Source organism: Yinghuangia sp. ASG 101 (assembly GCF_021165735.1).
GTDB lineage: Bacteria > Actinomycetota > Actinomycetes > Streptomycetales > Streptomycetaceae > Yinghuangia.
Map to the genome: position 1 here is coordinate 2,278,212 of NZ_CP088911.1, position 16,848 is coordinate 2,295,059.

Annotated in this window: 14 protein-coding genes and 1 pseudogene; 9 read left to right on the forward strand and 6 right to left on the reverse strand. The window is 73.3% G+C overall.

What is annotated here, in order from left to right; all coding sequences use genetic code 11:
* Window positions 1-131: 131 nt before the first annotated feature.
* Entirely contained in the window at window positions 132-1,142 is a 1,011-nt protein-coding gene (gene zapE / locus LO772_RS09380; RefSeq protein ID WP_231779479.1) for a cell division protein ZapE, read from the reverse strand.
* 118 nt (window positions 1,143-1,260) lie between these two features.
* On the opposite strand from zapE, the gene LO772_RS09385 reads away from it, so the two are divergent.
* The 6 genes and pseudogenes from LO772_RS09385 (at window position 1,261) to LO772_RS09410 (ending at window position 7,327) form a co-directional block, all read left to right on the forward strand.
* Complete coding sequence (locus LO772_RS09385) at window positions 1,261-2,115, forward strand: pyrimidine reductase family protein (protein WP_231777927.1); 855 nt, start codon at window positions 1,261-1,263, stop codon at window positions 2,113-2,115.
* 146 nt (window positions 2,116-2,261) lie between these two features.
* On the forward strand, window positions 2,262-2,735 hold the full coding sequence (locus LO772_RS09390; RefSeq protein ID WP_231777928.1) for an indole-3-glycerol phosphate synthase: 474 nt from the start codon (window positions 2,262-2,264) through the stop codon (window positions 2,733-2,735).
* 109 nt (window positions 2,736-2,844) lie between these two features.
* A complete protein-coding gene (murC, locus tag LO772_RS09395; protein WP_231777929.1) occupies window positions 2,845-4,323 on the forward strand; it encodes a UDP-N-acetylmuramate--L-alanine ligase in 1,479 nt (492 codons plus the stop codon).
* 100 nt (window positions 4,324-4,423) lie between these two features.
* On the forward strand, window positions 4,424-4,840 hold the full coding sequence (msrB, locus tag LO772_RS09400; protein ID WP_231777930.1) for a peptide-methionine (R)-S-oxide reductase MsrB: 417 nt from the start codon (window positions 4,424-4,426) through the stop codon (window positions 4,838-4,840).
* 134 nt (window positions 4,841-4,974) lie between these two features.
* Window positions 4,975-6,018 carry a TIGR04222 domain-containing membrane protein gene (locus LO772_RS09405; RefSeq protein WP_231777931.1) on the forward strand — a complete coding sequence of 348 codons (1,044 nt, stop codon included), beginning with the start codon at window positions 4,975-4,977 and terminating at the stop codon, window positions 6,016-6,018.
* A gap of 2 nt (window positions 6,019-6,020) precedes the next feature.
* Window positions 6,021-7,327 (forward strand): annotated as a pseudogene (locus tag LO772_RS09410) (DUF692 domain-containing protein).
* A 90-nt stretch (window positions 7,328-7,417) separates the two neighbouring features.
* Here LO772_RS09410 and LO772_RS09415 read toward each other — a convergent pair.
* The 4 genes from LO772_RS09415 to hemG all read right to left on the reverse strand — a co-directional run bounded on the left by LO772_RS09415 (window position 7,418) and on the right by hemG (window position 11,521).
* On the reverse strand, window positions 7,418-7,999 hold the full coding sequence (locus LO772_RS09415) for a DUF4291 domain-containing protein (protein WP_231777932.1): 582 nt from the start codon (window positions 7,997-7,999) through the stop codon (window positions 7,418-7,420).
* An 84-nt stretch (window positions 8,000-8,083) separates the two neighbouring features.
* Window positions 8,084-8,758 (reverse strand): methylated-DNA--[protein]-cysteine S-methyltransferase, encoded by a 675-nt coding sequence (locus tag LO772_RS09420; protein ID WP_331717322.1) that lies wholly within the window; start codon window positions 8,756-8,758, stop codon window positions 8,084-8,086.
* Window positions 8,759-8,901: 143 nt separating this feature from the next.
* Window positions 8,902-9,648, reverse strand: a complete 747-nt coding sequence (hemQ, locus tag LO772_RS09425; RefSeq protein ID WP_443089382.1) for a hydrogen peroxide-dependent heme synthase — start codon at window positions 9,646-9,648, stop codon at window positions 8,902-8,904.
* Between the two features lie 427 nt (window positions 9,649-10,075).
* Window positions 10,076-11,521: a protoporphyrinogen oxidase gene (hemG, locus tag LO772_RS09430; protein ID WP_231777933.1), complete on the reverse strand. Its 1,446-nt coding sequence runs from the start codon at window positions 11,519-11,521 to the stop codon at window positions 10,076-10,078.
* A gap of 824 nt (window positions 11,522-12,345) precedes the next feature.
* Here hemG and LO772_RS09435 point away from each other — a divergent pair.
* Window positions 12,346-13,497 carry a DUF4349 domain-containing protein gene (locus tag LO772_RS09435; protein WP_231777934.1) on the forward strand — a complete coding sequence of 384 codons (1,152 nt, stop codon included), beginning with the start codon at window positions 12,346-12,348 and terminating at the stop codon, window positions 13,495-13,497.
* 196 nt (window positions 13,498-13,693) lie between these two features.
* Here LO772_RS09435 and hemE read toward each other — a convergent pair whose 3' ends face one another.
* Complete coding sequence (gene hemE / locus LO772_RS09440) at window positions 13,694-14,770, reverse strand: uroporphyrinogen decarboxylase (protein WP_443089383.1); 1,077 nt, start codon at window positions 14,768-14,770, stop codon at window positions 13,694-13,696.
* A gap of 356 nt (window positions 14,771-15,126) precedes the next feature.
* Between hemE and LO772_RS09445 the strand changes: the two genes are divergently transcribed.
* Together LO772_RS09445 and LO772_RS09450 are read left to right on the forward strand one after the other, a co-directional pair.
* Window positions 15,127-15,738 (forward strand): DUF3000 domain-containing protein, encoded by a 612-nt coding sequence (locus LO772_RS09445; protein WP_231777936.1) that lies wholly within the window; start codon window positions 15,127-15,129, stop codon window positions 15,736-15,738.
* A gap of 346 nt (window positions 15,739-16,084) precedes the next feature.
* Window positions 16,085-16,756 carry a response regulator transcription factor gene (locus LO772_RS09450; protein WP_231777937.1) on the forward strand — a complete coding sequence of 224 codons (672 nt, stop codon included), beginning with the start codon at window positions 16,085-16,087 and terminating at the stop codon, window positions 16,754-16,756.
* The last annotated feature ends 92 nt before the right edge of the window (window positions 16,757-16,848 follow it).

Sequence of the window (16,848 nt, forward strand, 5' to 3'; positions counted from 1 at the left end):
CTTCTTGGCCACGCGTCAGCCCTCCGCACCTCGTTCGGGTCAGCGTCCCTGGGGCGATCCTCCCCGACAACTCCGGCGCGCGCAGTTCGGGCGGGTCCGCCGCCGCGGCGCCGCGCGGGACGGCCGACGCGTCAGCCGTCGCGCTCCACCGCCGGAACCCGCTCGGCACCGTCCCTGGCCATCGCGACCAGCCGGGATATCGCCCGCAGGTACTTCTTCTTGTAGCCGCCGCCCAGCATCTCGTCCGAGAAGATCGCGTCGAACGGCACCCCCGACGCGACCACCGGTATCTCGCGGTCGTACATGCGGTCGGCCAGCACCACCAGGCGCAGCGCGGTCGACTGGTCGGCGACGGGGACGACACCGCGCCAGAAGACCGCGCGCACGCCTTCGAGGAGCGCGCCGTAGCGGCTGGGGTGCACGCGCGCGAGGTGGTCGAGCAGGGCGGGGAAGTCGTCGAGCGACGCGCCGTGCACGCCGGGCGCGTGGGCGGTCTTGGTGACGACCTCGTCGTCGGCCGCGGGGGCGGGGGCCTCGGGGAGGCCGCGGTGGCGGTAGTCGTCGCCGTCGATGCGCAGCGACGCGAAGTGCGCCGAGAGGCCTTGGATCTCGCGCATGAAGTCGACGGCGGCGAAGCGTCCCTCGCCGAGTTTGTCGGGCAGCGTGTTGGACGTCGCGGCGAGCTTGACGCCGGCGTCGACGAGTTTGCCCAGCAGCGTGGACACGAGGACGGTGTCGCCCGGGTCGTCGAGTTCGAATTCGTCGATGCACAGCAGCCGGTGGCCGGAAAGCGCCTGCACGGTCTGCTGGAAGCCGAGCGCGCCGACGAGGTTGGTCAGCTCGACGAAGGTGCACAGCGACTTCGGCGCGGGCGCGGCGTGCCACAGGGAGGCCAGCAGGTGGGTCTTGCCGACGCCGTAGCCGCCGTCGAGGTAGATGCCGCTCTGACCGGCCGGTGCGGCGGCTTTCTCGCGCCGGAACCAGCGGCGCTTGGGCTCGCCGCCGTGGACGGTGTTCAGCATGGCGGCGAAGTGTTCGAGGCGCCGTACGGCCTCGGCCTGGCCGGGTTGCGCGGGGTCGGGTATGTAGGTGCCGAAGCGGACGCCGTCGAACCGCGGTGGCGGAACCATTTCGGCCACCATGCGGTCGGCGGGGACGACCGGGTGGCGCGAGGCGAGGGCGACCGGTCGACCGTCCGGGTTTGCCGGGGACACGTTAGGCACGGTTATCAAGCCTACGGTGCGTGCGAAACTCGACCGCATGCGACGTCTGCTTCCCGCCCCCGCACACCCCTCGCACCCCACGAGCCCCCCGGGTCCCGCCGCGGGCGGTCCCGGCGAGGGCGCCGCTGTCGACCCGGATGTCGACCGGGATGTCGACCGGGATGTCGACCTGGACGCGGCGTACGCGTACCCCGCCGACGTCGTCGACGCGGGCCGTGCGTGGGTCCGCGCCAACATGGTCGCGAGCCTGGACGGTGCGGCGCAGGCGGACGACGGCCTCTCGGACGGCCTGTCGTCGCCCGGCGACAAGCGCGTCTTCAAGGTCCTGCGGGCGCTCGCGGACGTCGTGCTGGTCGGGGCGTCGACGGTACGCAAGGAGGGGTACCGCCCCCCGCGCCCCAACCCGGCGTACGCTCCGGCGCGCGAGGCCGCCGGGCGCCCCCCGGTGCCGGTGATCGCGGTCGCGAGCCGCGGCCTGGACCTGGACTTCTCGTCTCCGCTGTTCACCGAGGCCGTCGTGCCGACGGTGGTGCTGACCGGACCCGAGTCGGACCCGGAGCGCCTGGCCCGGGCCCGCGCGGTCGCGGACGTCGTGATCGCGGGCGGCCCCGGCGCGCCGGGCGTCGACCCGGGCGCGGCCGTCGACGCGCTGGCCGCCCGCGGCTGGACGCGGATCCTCACCGAGGGCGGCCCGCACCTGCTCGGTCAACTGGTCGCCGCGGAACGCCTCGACGAGTTGTGCCTCACCCTCGGCCCGCTGCTGCTCGGCGGCTCGGCCACACGCATCACCGACGGCCCGCGCCCGGCGGTTCCGCAGTCGATGGGCCTGCACACGCTGCTGGAGGAGGACGGCTTCCTGTTCGCACGGTACGTCCGGGGCTTTTCGGGTTAAGGAGCACTCACCACGGCCGCACACGCCCGGCCGGCAGCGGGTTGCGCGGTTGTCGGCCCCCGCCGGGCGCTCGGGTGGCATGGTGATGACAGGACCGCGTCACTTCCGGGACGAGCCGGTCGAGCCGGGCACAGAGGGAGAAAAGCGTGTACACGATCGTCCTTCTCATCGAAAAGGTCATGGACGCGGAGGACGTCGGCCTGGTCACCAGCCTCCACGAGGGCGTGGAGACGTCCTTCGTCGTGGTGCTGCCGGGCAAGGCCGACCACCACCGCCTCGTACGCGCCCTGGACGACGTCGCGCTCGGTCACCTGGAGGAGGCCGCGGAGGACGTCGAGCACCCCGCGGCGGACGACGCCGCCGACGTGACCCGCCGCACGCTCGATGTCAGCGTCGCCAACCTGACCGCGGTCGGCGTCCGGGCCGTCGGCGAGACCGCGCCCGGCGACGATCCGCTGCAGATCCTCAAGGACATCGTCGAACGGCACGCCGCCGACGAGGTCATCGTGCTGACCGCCCCGCACCTGATCGAGGAGTTCTTCCACCGCGACTGGGCCTCGCGCGCCCGCCACCGGGTGGGCGTGCCGGTGCTGAAGCTGTTCGCGCACAACACCCCGTAAGCCGGGCCCGGCGAAGCGCGTTCGTGGTGCAGAATCGTCCGTGCGAAACCGCCGGGTCCGTCGGCCCGCACCCACCACCGCACACCCGCGCAACGTGTCAGGAGCCCGCATGCCCGCCTCCGCCTCCGCCTCCCCCGCGGACCCGCCTGCGATCGACCTCGGCAGTCCGCACTTCATCGGGATCGGCGGCGCCGGGATGTCGGGGCTCGCGAAGATCCTCGCCATCCGGGGGTCCAAAGTGGCCGGCAGCGACGCGAAGGACTCGACCGCGCTGCTCGCGCTGCGCCAGCTCGGCTGCCGCGTGCACGCCGGCCACGCGGCCGAGAACGTCGGCGACGCGACGTGCGTCGTCGTCTCCAGCGCGATCCGCCCCGACAACCCCGAGCTGGTCGCCGCGCGGGAGCGCGGCATTCCGGTGGTGCACCGGGCCGACGCGCTGGCCCGGCTCATGGACGACCGCCGCGCCGTCGCGGTCGCCGGAACGCACGGCAAGACCACCACGACCAGCATGCTCGCGGTGGGCCTGATGTCGCTCGGGCTCGACCCGTCGTTCGCGATCGGCGCCGACCTCAACGAGGCCGGCAGCAACGCGCACCACGGCGACGGCGACATCTTCGTCGCGGAGGCGGACGAAAGCGACCGCAGCTTCCTGAAGTACGCGCCCGAGGTCGCCGTCGTCCTCAACGTCGAGCTGGACCACCACGCCAACTACGCGTCGCTGGACGAAGTCCTCGACGCCTTCGAGGCGTTCGCCCGGCGCATCGTCCCGGGCGGCACCCTCGTGCTGTCCGCCGACGACGCCGGTGCCGGCACACTGCGCGCCCGGCTCGCCGCGTCCGCGCCCGACCTCGCCGTCGTCACCGTCGGCGAGAGCGACTCCGCGGATCTCCGGATCGCCAAGGTCGAGCAGCAGGGCCTGGCGAGCACGGTGACGGTACGCGGCCGGGGCGGCGCCGAGCACGTCTTCGGCATCGGCGTGCCCGGCCGCGTCAATGCCTCCAACGCCGTCATGGCCCTCGCGGTCGGCCTCGCGCTCGGCATCGAACCGGCCGAGATGGGCGCGGCGCTGGGCAAGTACCAGGGCGTACGCCGCCGCTTCCAGCTCAAGGGGGAGGCGGGCGGCGTGCGCGTCGTCGACTCGTACGCGCACCACCCCACCGAGATCGCCGCCGACCTGGAGACCGCCCGCGGGGCCGTGGGCGACGGGCGCGTCATCGCGGTGTTCCAGCCGCACCTGTTCAGCCGGACGCAGCAGCTCGGCACCGAGATGGGGCGCGCGCTCGCCGCCGCCGACATCGCGCTGGTGATGGACATCTACGCCGCCCGCGAGGACCCGCAGCCGGGGATCACGAGCCACATCATCGCGCACAGCGCGCTCGACCACGGCGGCCTGGTGCGCATGGAGCACAGCTGGTCCGAGGTGCCGAACGTGGTCGCGCGGATCGCCCGGCCGCGGGACCTGGTGCTGACGATGGGCGCGGGCGACGTGACGCTGCTCGGCCCGGAGATCCTGGAGTCCGTCAAGGCCTTCCGGACCGGCGAGGCCACCCCCGCGGGCACCGCCGCCGAGGACGCCGGCCGGGACTGAGCGGGCCCGGTGCCCCGCGGCGCGGCCGGCCCCGGGGGTCGGCCGTGTTTCCGCCGCGGGCCCGGGAACGCGGCCGGGGCCGGACGTGTTGGATACAGACATGACCGACACCGAGAAGTACAACATCGCCAAGTCCGCCGACGAGTGGCGCGCGATCCTGTCTCCCGCGGAGTTCCACGTCCTGCGCGAGGCCGGCACCGAGCGCGCCTTCACCGGCGAGTACACCGACACCAAGACCGTCGGCGTCTACCGCTGCCGCGCGTGTCAGGCGGAGCTGTTCCGCTCCGAGGACAAGTTCGAGTCGCACTGCGGCTGGCCGTCGTTCGACTACGTCGACGAGGACCGCGTGGAGCTGCGCGAGGACCGGGCGTACGGGATGGTCCGCACGGAGGTCCTGTGCCGCAACTGCGGCTCGCACCTCGGACACGTGTTCGAAGGCGAGCGGTATACGCCGCGCAATCAGCGCTACTGCATCAACTCGATCAGCCTCACCCTGGAACCCGCCGCGGACGCCTGACCCCGCCGGCGATCCGAGGGACACGCCTCGGGGGGCTCGGGGCCGCGGGTCCGCCGACGAGGGATTCCCATCGAATCCCGACGATTTGCGACCCCGCGTGACGCAGGGGTGTCCGCTTCCGGTACACACGGGCTATGAACCCGAATGCCGCGCTGGTCGCCTACGTCGTGTGGATGGTGTGCGCGATCGCGTACATCGTCGCGGTGCTGCGCGGCGAGCGAGTCCGGCGCGGTGCGGCGCTGCCCAAGGCGCCGCGACTGAACCTGTACCAGGCGGCGTTCCTGACCGGAGGCCCGTCCCGCGTGGCGGACGTCGCGGTCCTCGCGATGCGCGCCTCGGGTGTCGTGCACGTCGGCCGCGACGGCACCGTCACCGCCACCGACCGCAAGGCGGCCGAACCGGTCACCGCCGGAGTGCTGCGCACGGTCACCGAGGCGGGCGGCAGCGCACCGCTGGCGACCGTGCGCCTGCGCGGCGCGCGCAGCCCGGAAGTCCAGGACATAGGCGACCGGTTCGTCGCCCTGGGCGTCATGCGGCGACGCAATACCACGCGCAAACGCCGCAACGCGCGCATCGTCGCCGTCGCCTCGATGGCGATCAGCTCACTGACCCTGGTCATTCCGGGCGTCCTGTGGTCCGGGAGCCCGGGACACGGCGGCATCCACGTCGGCGCGCTCGTCGCGCACGTCACCGGCTCCGTGGTGTCGGTCGTGCTGCTCCAGCTCCTGTCGATCGTGCCCCGCACCGGGCACACGCCGCTGGGCGTCTCGTACGTGGTGCAGCTGCGCCGCGACGCGCGCCTGCGGCAGGCCCTCGACCGGACGGCCGCGGGCGGCGCGGGGCTCGGCGCGATAGCGGTATCCGGGCTCGGACAACTCCCCGACCTCGAACTCCTGGACGTCTTCCGGCGCGAGCGGGTCGCCCAACCGGTCGGCGGACCGAACACCGGCGGGACGTACGCCGATTCGGGCGCGGACGCGGATACCTCCGGCGGCGACTCGTGGTGCGGTGCGGCGTCCTGTGCCGACAGCGGCTTCCGGGGCAGCTCGTGTTCGGGGCCGAACTGCTCGTCCCCCGCGAGCTGTTCGTCGTCCGGCTGCTCGTCGTCGGGGTGTTCGTCCGGTGGTTCGTCGTGCGGTGGTGGCTCGTCGTGCGGAGGAGGAGGCGGCTGCTCGTGAACCTGGTATCCGGTGGCGGTACGGCGGTCGGCATCGGCTGGCGGCCGGAGATCGACCTGGCCGTCGAACGCCTCGACGGAGTCGACTTCGTCGAGGTCATCGCGGAGAACGTGTGCGTCGAACACACCGACCACGTACCCGAGTCCCTGCGGGTGCTGCGCGCACGCGGCACCGCCGTCGTCCCGCACGGCGTGTCCCTGGGCCTGGGCGGCGCGGATCGCCCCGACGAGGGGCGCCTCGCCCGGCTCGCGAGAGTCGCCGACACCCTGGACGCGCCCTTGGTGAGCGAACACGTGGCGTTCGTCCGCGCGGGCGGCATGGAGGCCGGGCACCTGCTGCCGGTGCCGCGCACCCGGGCCTCGCTGCGCGTCATCGCGGAGAACATCCGCATCGCGCAGGATGCGCTGCCCGTCCCGCTCGCGCTGGAGAACCCCGCGACACTGTTCCAGTGGCCCGACAACGAGATGACGGAGGCTCAATTCCTCGCGGAACTGGTCGCGTTGACGGGCGTCTCCCTGCTGGTCGACGTCGCGAACCTGCACACGGAACGCGTCAACCACGGCCTGGACGTCGCCGCGGCCCTGGACACGCTGCCACTCGAAGCGGTCGCGTACGCGCACGTCGCGGGCGGCATCCTGCGCAACGGGCTCTGGCACGACACGCACGCACACCCTGTCTCCCGCGAAGTCCTCGAAATCCTGGGCATGTTGTGCGAACGGACCCGGCCTCCCGGCGTCCTCCTCGAACGCGACGCGGCGTTCCCCCCACCCGACGACCTGGCCCGGGAACTCGCGGCCATCCGCGGCGTATTGACCGGAGCCACCGCCGCGACGGGAGGCACCCGATGACACCGCCGCCCCCGCCGGGCGACGCCGCCACGGACGCCGACCGCGACGAACTCGCCCTCCGCCAGACCGCGTTGCTCGCCGCGCTCGTCGCCGGCGGACCCGTCCCCCCGGGCTTCGACCGCGAGCGCATCCGCGTCCAGACCACCTCCCTGGCCGCCAAGCGCCGCAACGGCGTCGCCCGGGCACTCCCCCACCTCGCCGCCGCGCTGGGCGACCGCTGGCCGGGCGCCTTCATGGACTGGGCCCGCACCCACCCCAAACCTCCCACCGGCGGCAGCCGCGCCGACGGCCACGCGTTCGCCGAACACCTGCGCCTGCGCGGCGAATTGCCCGAACCGGCGGTCGTCCTGCGCACACCGGCCCGGCAGCGCAGCGGCAGCGTCCGACGGCTCCGCTCCTGGTGGCGCACCCGCCGCACCCGCCCCTCGGTCGCCTCCGACGCGACGCCGTGGCCGGACTGACCGACGGCACCGCCCGGCTCAGCCGAGCCCAGCCGAGCTCAGTCCAGTCCAGCCGAACCGAGCCGAGTCCAGCCCAGCCCAGCGTGCCCCTCAGCCGCCCATCCCCAGCCGCCGCGCGACATCCCGCGGCACCGGATACTCCTTCTCCGGCGGCAGCAACGCCCGTGCCCGGTCGAAGCGTCCGCCCCGCACGAGTTCCGCCGTACGCCGCGTGCGGGCGGTCAGGTCGGTGATCTCCACCGTCCACTCCTCGGCGAACTCCCGGATCAGCGCCCGCCCGACGCCGACCTGGATGCTGTAGTGGTTGAGCGCGGCACCGCGCAGCGACCGCTCCGGGTCCCACTGGACGTGCACGTCCGCCGACGCCAGCGCGCCGGGCTCGGCCGATGTCAACACCGCGCTCCGCAACGCGCGTTCCCATCCATCACGGGTGATCCGCACCGCGAGCGTCCGCTCCTGCCCGGCTTTGCGCGCCCAGTTGCCGCGGTGCATGAGCCACAGGTACGACGGCTTGATCCAGGTCATGCGCCGGAACGAGAACGGCTCCACGAAGCGGCCCGCCCGCAGCGCCGCGTCGGCGATACGCGAGGGGTACGCCTGGTAGACGACGATCGTCCGGGCGTCGAAGTCGGCGCGGATCACGCGCGTTCCGGCGATGGTGGCGGCTGACATGCGCAGCACCCTGACAACACCACCGCCCGCCCGGCGACCGGTTTTTCCGGGCTCGGCGCCGACTCCCGCCCCACGAAAGGCCGTTCAGCCGACCGCGGCTCCGCGCTCCAGGGCGAGGAGACGCCGCTTCCGGTCGAGGCCGCCCGCGTACCCGGTCAACGCGCCGTTCGACGCGATGACGCGGTGGCACGGCACGATGATCGAGATCGGGTTGCGCCCGTTCGCCGCGCCGACCGCGCGGGACGCGGTGGGCGTGCCGAGCGCGGCGGCCATCGCGCCGTACGACATCGTCCGGCCGTACGGGATCGCCGTCAGCTCGCGCCACACCGAGCGCTGGAACGCCGTCCCGCGCGGCGCGAGGGGCACGTCGAACGCGCGCCGCTCGCCCGCGAAGTACTCGTCGAGCTGGGTGCGCACGGCGTCGAACGCCGTCTCGTCGCGAATCCAGTCCGCGCCGATCTCGGGGACGTACTTGGCGTCGGGCAGCATGAACAGCCCCGACAGGGCCTCACCGTCGCCGGTGAGCAGCAGTTCGCCGACCGGCGATCCGACAACCGCGTAGCGCGGCGGCCCCGCGAGCGGCACGCGCAGGTCAGCGGGGCGCGGCCGAGAATCCGTCGGCCCGCCCGGACTCCCCGGGCCGCCTTGCGAAACCGCCGCCATGATCAGCGGAAACGTGTCGCCGTCCGACGCGGCTCCTGGGTCCGCCACGCCGCCTTCGCCGAACACGCCGCCCTGGGCCAACACTCGCGTACTCATGCCGACGGTCCTTCCGATGCTTCGGGTTGTCGTGTCCACACCCACCATGGTCCCGCCTCGCCTCCCCCGAGACCGGCGGTTTTCGGACATGGCGCCGGGGCCGTCCCCGCGTGCGGAGACGGCCCCGGCACGGTGCCTCGGGATCAGACCAGCCCGGCCAGCAGCTCACCGATCGGACGGCGGCGGCCCGTGTAGAACGGGATCTCCTCACGCACGTGCCGACGCGTCTCGGAGCCGCGCAGGTGCCGCATGAGGTCGACGATCCGGTGCAGTTCGTCGGCCTCGAACGCCAAAATCCACTCGTAGTCGCCCAGCGCGAACGACGGCACCGTGTTGGCGCGCACGTCCGGGTACGACCGGGCCATCTGCCCGTGCTCCGCGAGCAGGCGGCGGCGCTCGGCGTCCTCCAGCAGGTACCACTCGTACGAACGCACGAACGGGTACACGGCGACGTACGCGCGCGGCGTCTCGTCGGCGAGGAACGCCGGGATGTGGCTCTTGTTGAACTCCGCGGGCCGGTGCAGCGCCATATTCGACCAGACCGGCTCCAGGAGCCGCCCGAGCGCGGTGCGGCGGAAGCGGTTGTACGCCTCCTGCAACTCGTCCGACGACTCCGCGTGCCACCAGATCATCAGATCGGCGTCGGCGCGCAGACCCGAGACGTCGTACGTGCCGCGCACCACGACGTCCTTGTCGAGCAACTGCTCGAACAGCGTCTCGACCTCGGCGCCGAGAGCCGCACGGTCGTCGGGCAGGGCGTCGCGCAACCGGAACACCGACCACAGGGTGTAGCGGATGACCTGGTTGAGGTCGCGGGCCTTGGGCCGGGCCGGCGCCCCATCGGCCTCGGTCCCGGGAATGTCGGTGTCCTGCGTGGTCGCGTCAGTCATGTTCTCGATTCTCCCTCCATCCGGGCGGCCCCCTGCCACCCGGTCCCTGGTTGCGCGCACGACGCGCGGGACGCCGCGATCGCGGGGCCGGTGCGCGGGTCGGAACGCGGGCCCGAGTCGGAACGCGGGCCCGGGTCTGTACGTAGACCGAGGCCGCTACGCGGGCCGGGGCCGAAAGACGAGCCCAGACCGGAACACGGGCCGGGGCCGGAACGCGAGCCCGGGCCGGAACCCGGCCTGCGGCGGCTGCGGACGGTGGCGGGGACCGCCCCCCTGCCCGGGTCGGCGATTGCGCACGGGACGGAAACCCCTCCCGGGCGTCGCGGGCCGGTTCTCGGAGTCGAACGCCGCGGTGCGTCGCCGACCCGGCCGGGCCTCGGGCCCCGGCGGCGCTCGGCGCGCGGTGGTGACCGGTATGCCTCCCCGATCACGGCGCCAACGACGCGAGCACGTCCGCCGCCGCGCTCTCCCCGCTCGCGACGCACGCCGGGATGCCGACGCCGTGGTACACCGCCCCGCACACCGCGAGCCTCGGCACCTGACGGACGGCCTGTTCGACGCAGGCGACGCGTCCGACGTGGCCGAGCGCGTACTGCGGCAGCCCGCCGCCCCAACGGGTCACGCGCGTCTCCACGGGTGTCGCGGCGATGCCGACGGCGTCGCGCAGGTCGGCGAGCGAGTCGGCGACCAGGTCGGCGTCGTCGCGCTGCAACGGGGCCACGTCGCCCGCGCGGCCGAGCGAGGTGCGCAGCACGAACGTGTCCGGGTCCGCGTCGGCGATCCACGCCCACTTGTTGCTCGCGAACGTGCTCGCCTTGATGCGGCGGCCGTCCACGGGCGGCACCAGGAACCCGCTGCCGGGCAACTCCGTGCCGAGGTCCGCGCGGCGGAACGCCATCGTGACGATCGCCATCCCGGCGTATTCGACCGCGCCGAGCTCGGCCGAGGCGACCGGCGAGTGCGGCGCGAGCAGGCGCGCCGCGGGAGCCGCGGGAACAGCGACGACCACGGCGTCCGCGTCGACCGCCTCGGGCGCGCGCGTATCCCCGACGATCACCTGCCAGCCGGTCGCCGTACGCCTCAACTCGCGCACGGTCGCCCCGGTCCGCACGGTCCCGCGCCCGCTCGCGGCGACCGCCGCGGCGACCGCGACCGGCAGGCGCCCGATCCCGCCCCGGATACCGGCGAAAACCGGACCGGCGACGGCCGGATCGGGTGCGCGGTCGAGGAGTTCGCGCACGCCGTCCAGCAGCGACCCGCCCGCGTGCGCGACGGGCAGCAGTTGCGGGACGGCGGCGGCGAGTGAGATGGCGTACGCGTCCCCCGCGTACACGCCGCCCAAGAGCGGTTCCACGAGCCGGTCGACGACCTCGCGGCCGAGCCGCGCCGCGACGAACTCGCCCACGGTGACGTCGTCTTCGTATGTGTGCGGGGGCATCGTGCAGTCCACCGGAACCCGCACGAGACCTTCGCGCGACAGCACCCCCGACCGCGCCAGCGCGGCGATGTCGCCCGGCACGCCCATGATGTGTCCGCGCGGCATCGGCCGCAGCGCTCCGCGCGTCCACAGCGTCGCGGTGGCGGTCGCGGGCGGCTGGAGGTCGTCGCCGAGCCCCACCTCGCGGGCCAGTCGCGTGCCTTCGGGGCGGCGGGCCAGCATCGACTCGGCGCCCTCGTCGACGGGAACGCCGGCGATCTCGACCGCGGACAACTTGCCGCCGACCCTCGGCGACCCCTCCAACACGGTGACGCGCAGCCCGGGCGGCGCGTCACGGCACAGCGCGTGTGCGGCGGCCAGCCCGGCGATACCCCCACCGACAACGACAACGTGCGTTTCGGCGGACCGATTGCCCCCGCCGGCAGTCGCTTCCATGGGGCCCACCTTCTCACGCCCCCGCGACGCCTCCGCGAATGCCCCTGCGACGCCTCTGCGGCCGGACCACGACCGAACCACGACTGAACCACGACCGGGAGAAGCGTGACCGACCCCGCTCGAAGTCCCCGCCGGTGCCCGCCCCTTCCCTCTTTCCCCTCTGTCCCTGCTTCCCCGCTCCCGCCCGACCCTTCCTTACCTCGGGAACGTTCGCCGAGCCCCGAAAGTGCCGCAAACGACGGCGACCACCCCTATTGACGAAGACGAGACCACGTTCGACACCGTGTTCGACCCGTCGCCCGCACCACCTCCATTCTCGCCCGCCATCCGGACCGAGCACGCCCGCCACGACGCACTCCGTAAGCCGAAACATCGCCCGCACCCCTCTCCACCGCCGCCCGGATCGAGCACACACGCCACGACATCCCGAAGCCGAAGCAGCGCCCGCACCCCGCCCAGCCACCGCCCAAGCCCAGCGCGCCCGCACACCCCATCCCGGAATCCCGGAAACCGAAACCGCGCGCCCCATCCATCCCAACCACCACCCAAACCGAGCACCCGCGCCACATCACGTCCCGGCCGCAACCGCCGCACCGTCTCCCCTCCCGATGGCCAGTCCCGCCCACCAATCCCGATCACCAATCCCGCCCACCGATCCCGATCACCCAACGAACACGACAACCGGCCCCCGGGAACCCATCCGCTCCCCGCCACGTCAGACCGCAACACCCCGCCACCACCGTGGCCCGAACCGCATCCGCGGTTGTCAACTCCCCTGAGGGGCAAGCATGTTGATTCGAAGAACAGCCGTCGCGGGAGCGGCGTTGAGTCTCACGTTGCTGCTGGGCGCGTGCTCGGGCGGCGACGGGGGAAGCGACCGGGGAACCGACCGCGCCGAAGGTGCCGCCGCCGCTCCCAACGCAGCCGCCGCCCCCACCGCCGTCCCCGGGACGAAGGCACCGACCCCCGCATCCACCGAAACCCCCGGCCGGACCGGCGACGGAACAACCGCCGGCGAGGCGACGACCGGCCAAGCCCCCGCCGCCACCGACCGCAAACTCGTCCTCACCGCCGAGGTACGCCTCGAAGCCGACAACCCCGAGGCCGCCGCCGCGAGCGCCCGGTCGCTCGCCGTCGGCATGGGCGGCATGGTCGGCGGCGAGGAGACCCGGCGCGTCCCGGTCTCCTCCTCGATCCCGACCACCGAGGACACGAACTCCCCCGCCCCGCCCCGCTATTCGGTCACGTCGACACTCACGCTGAAGGTCCCGCCCGCCCAGTTCGACAAGGCGATCGACGAACTCAGCGCCCTCGGCACGGTCGTCACCCGCAACCGCACCGCGACCGACGTCACCGAACAGGTCGTCGACGTCGCGAGCCGCGTCGAGACCCAGCGCAAAAGCGTCGACCGCGTACGCCAGTTGCTCGCGCAGGCCGGCACGATCCAGGAAATCATCAGCCTGGAATCGGAGTTGACGGAGCGTGAGGCCGAACTCGACTCGCTCCTCAAGCGGCAGCAGTCGCTGGCCGGCCAGGTGGACCTGGCGACGATCGCGGTGACCGTGTCCTCCCCCGCCCCGACCGGCAGCACCCCACGGCCCGTCACGGACAAGGACGACGACGGCAGTTTCGGCGGCGGCATCCTCGACGCGCTGAAGGGCGGCGGAAAGGCGTTCGTCGACACCGTCGGTGTCGTGCTCCGGGTCGCGGCGGCGGTTCTCCCGTTCGCCGCCCTCGCGATCGCGCTGTGGCTGGTCCTGCGCCGGTTCGACACCCCGCTCCGCCGCGCACTGGCCCGCCGCCGCACGCGCCGCCGCGCCGCCCACGACGCCCACGACGCCCACGAGCCCTACGAAACCGCCGATACCCCCCGCACCGCCCGCGAGGACGACCATCCCGCCCCCGCCGCGTCCCTTCCTCCCCCCACCCCTCCACGCGACACCGCCCCGCCGCGCCCCCAGGCCCCGCCCGTCTGACCCCCGCCACGCGGACACGCGACGGCCCCGGCCGGTTCATCCCGCCCGGGGCCGCACGCCCTACGCCCGTCCGCCGCGCCTCGAAGCCCCGCCCCGCGAGCGCGGCCCGGCCCGGCCCCCGTGCCCGAACCCCGAGCACGCCCCCGCAACCCGCCGCACGACCCCCCGCGCGGCCGGGTTCACCTCACCCCACACCTCACCGCGCCGAGGCCTCGTGCACGTACTCGACCAGCGCCGTCAGCCGCCCGGGATCCGTGTTCGGCAGCACCCCGTGCCCCAGGTTGAAGACATGCCCCTCGGCCGCCCGCCCCTCCGCGAGCACCTGCCCGGCCTTCGCGACCATCGTCTCGTACGGCGTGAACAGCATCGCCGGATCGAGGTTGCCCTGCACCGCCCGCCCCGGCCCGACGCGCCGCGCGGCCTCGTCGAGCGGAACGCGCCAGTCGACGCCGACCACGTCCGCGCCCGCCTCGCCCATGAGACCGAGGAGTTCGCCGGTGCCGACCCCGAAGTGGATGCGCGGGATGCCGTGCCCGGCGACCGACGCGAGCACCTTCGCACTGGCCGGCATCACCGACGCGCGGTAGTCCTCCGCCGACAGCGCGCCCGCCCACGAGTCGAACAGCTGGATCGCCGACGCACCCGCCTCGATCTGCACCGCGAGGAACTGCGACGTGATGTCCGCGAGCCGGTCGAGCAGCGCCGCCCACAGCTCGGGCTCGCCGTACATCATCGCCTTGGTGAACTCGTGGTTCTTCGACGGCCCGCCCTCCACGAGGTAGCTGGCCAGCGTGAACGGCGCCCCCGCGAACCCGATGAGCGGCGTGCCGCCCAGCTCGCCGGTCAGCTGCCGGACCGCCTCGGCGACGTACGGCACGTCGTCCGGCGTGAGGTCGCGCAGCTGGGCGAGGTCGTCCGCGCCGCGAATCGGCTGCGCGACGACCGGGCCGACACCCGGCTTGATGTCGAGGTCGACGCCGATGGCCTTGAGCGGGACGACGATGTCGCTGAAGAAGATGGCCGCGTCGACCTTGTGGCGGCGTACCGGCTGGAGCGTGATCTCGGTGATCAGGTCCGGCATCATGCACGAGTCGAGCATCGCGACGCCCTCGCGCACCTTGCGGTACTCGGGCAGCGAGCGTCCCGCCTGGCGCATGAACCACACCGGGGTGTGCGGCACGGACTCGCGGCGGCAGGCCCGCAGGAACGCCGAGTCGCGGACATCGGCGGAGGACTTGGGGGCCGTGGTAGGCGTGTCAGTCACATGGCCCATCCTCGCAGACCCCGGGACGCGTCCCGCCGCCCATGTTCCGGCGGCCCCGACACCACCGTGTTCGACGGCCCGAAGCCGCCCTGTCGTCGCAACCACCGACGCGCCGTCTCGAGGCGGCCACGAACCCCACCGTCTCCAGGCGCCCACCCACACCGCCTCGTCGAACGCCCGCTGCCGCCGCGACCTTTGGAGGCCACCGACCCCACCACCGGGGGGGCGGCCACCGACTCCGCCTTACCCCGGCGGCCCCGGCAGCCCCGGCTCCATCGTCTCCTGACGCCCTCAAGTCCGCTCTCGCGGCGGTCGGGCCCGCGCGCCTCCTCGGCCGACCGCGGCCCCGGACATACGCTGCCGGGATGTCTGCAGTCGGCGAAACGGAGGAGCCCGCGGAGTTCCGCCGCGCGGTGGAGCGAATGCGGGCCGCGGCACTGCGCCCCGAGATCGAGCTCACGGACATGCCCCGCCCCCGCAACCTGGCCCCCTTCTCCACGGCGTTTTCCGCCGAAGTGGTGGTCGAGGACGAGGAGTTGGGCGGCGGTCGGATCGTGTTGCTGCACGATCCCGGCGGCCACGAGGCGTGGGAGGGCACGTTCCGCCTCGTCACGATGTCCCGTGCGGAGTTGGAGCCGGAGATGGCGACCGACCCGCTGCTGCCCGAGGTCGGGTGGACGTGGCTGACGGAGGCCCTGCACATGCACGGCGCGACGTACGCGGCGCCCAGCGGGACGGTCACGCGCGCGACCTCGCAGGGGTTCGGCGGCCTGCAGGGCCAGATCGCCCGGACCGAGATCGAGATCCGTGCGTCGTGGACGCCGGCCGGCGACGATTTGGCGCCGCACATGCAGGCGTGGCTGGACCTGTTGTGCACGTGCGCGGGTCTGCCGCCGCTGCCGCCCGTGAACCGGCGTGGCGGCGGGGACGGCGGGGTGGTTCCGATGCCGTCGCGTTCGACGCCTCGCGGTCGCTGAGGAGACGTCCTCGGGGTGTGGGCGCGGCCGGGTCGTGTCCCGGCCGCGCCCACGACCGTTCCGCGGGACGGCTTGCGGGCCTCGCGGGGCGCCCCATACTGCCCGGTGCCGCGTACGGACGAAGCCGCTCCGTGTCTTCGGCACTCCCCGGAGGGCGGTTCGCGGCGTGGCCGCGGCGGCGAATTCCCGGCCCGGGCCCCACCGCGCGGAAATTGCTCGATAACGGATTTGGATCTTCTTCTAAAGGCCGAGCGCGGATCTGCCGAAGGACACAGTGACCACCCCGATGGAGCAAGCTCAAGAAACCGCTTCTTTCGGGAATCGCGATCACTGTGCAGGAGGCCCGGTGTCGGTACTTCTCGATCACCCCGCAAACCTGCTCGCCTACCGTTCGTCCAAGCCCACGGCAATGGTCGTCGTCGGGGACCCTCGGGTCCGCGACGCGGTCATCCGTCATCTGTGGGCTCTCGGGGTGCGCGACGTCGTCGGGACGTCGACCATCGCCGAGGCTCGATCCCGCGCCGGCACGCCGCGTGACCTCTGTATCGCGGACGTGCATTTGCCCGACGGTTCCGGCCTGGCCCTGCTCACTGAGATGCGGGCCTGTGGCTGGCCGAACGGTCTGGCGCTTTCCGCCGCCGACGACATCGGTGCCGTACGTTCCGCGCTTGCCGCGGGTGTGCGGGGCTATGTCGTGACGGGCGCGCGGGCGGGATTGACTCCTGGACACGCACGGCAGGCGAGCATGACGGGTATGGCGGGTATGTCCGCAGCCCCACGTATGCGCCCCGACCATCACGGGACCGATCCCACTTCGGGCTGCCGCGAGCTTTCCGCCCGCGAGATCGAGGTGCTGCGACTGGTCGCCGAGGGTCGGTCCAACAAGGCGATCGGGCAGGCCATGGGCCTGTCCGCGCTGACCGTGAAGAGCCATCTGGCCCGTATCGCCCGCAAGATGGGCACGGGCGACCGGGCCGGGATGGTCGCGCTCGCGCTGCGCGCCGGGATCATCAACTGACCGTCGAGCGACCCGGCGACGTGCTCGCGGCGTCGGGTCGGCCCGGCGGCGTCCGGGGGCAGCGGACCGCAGGCGACAGTCAGGTCTTGTCT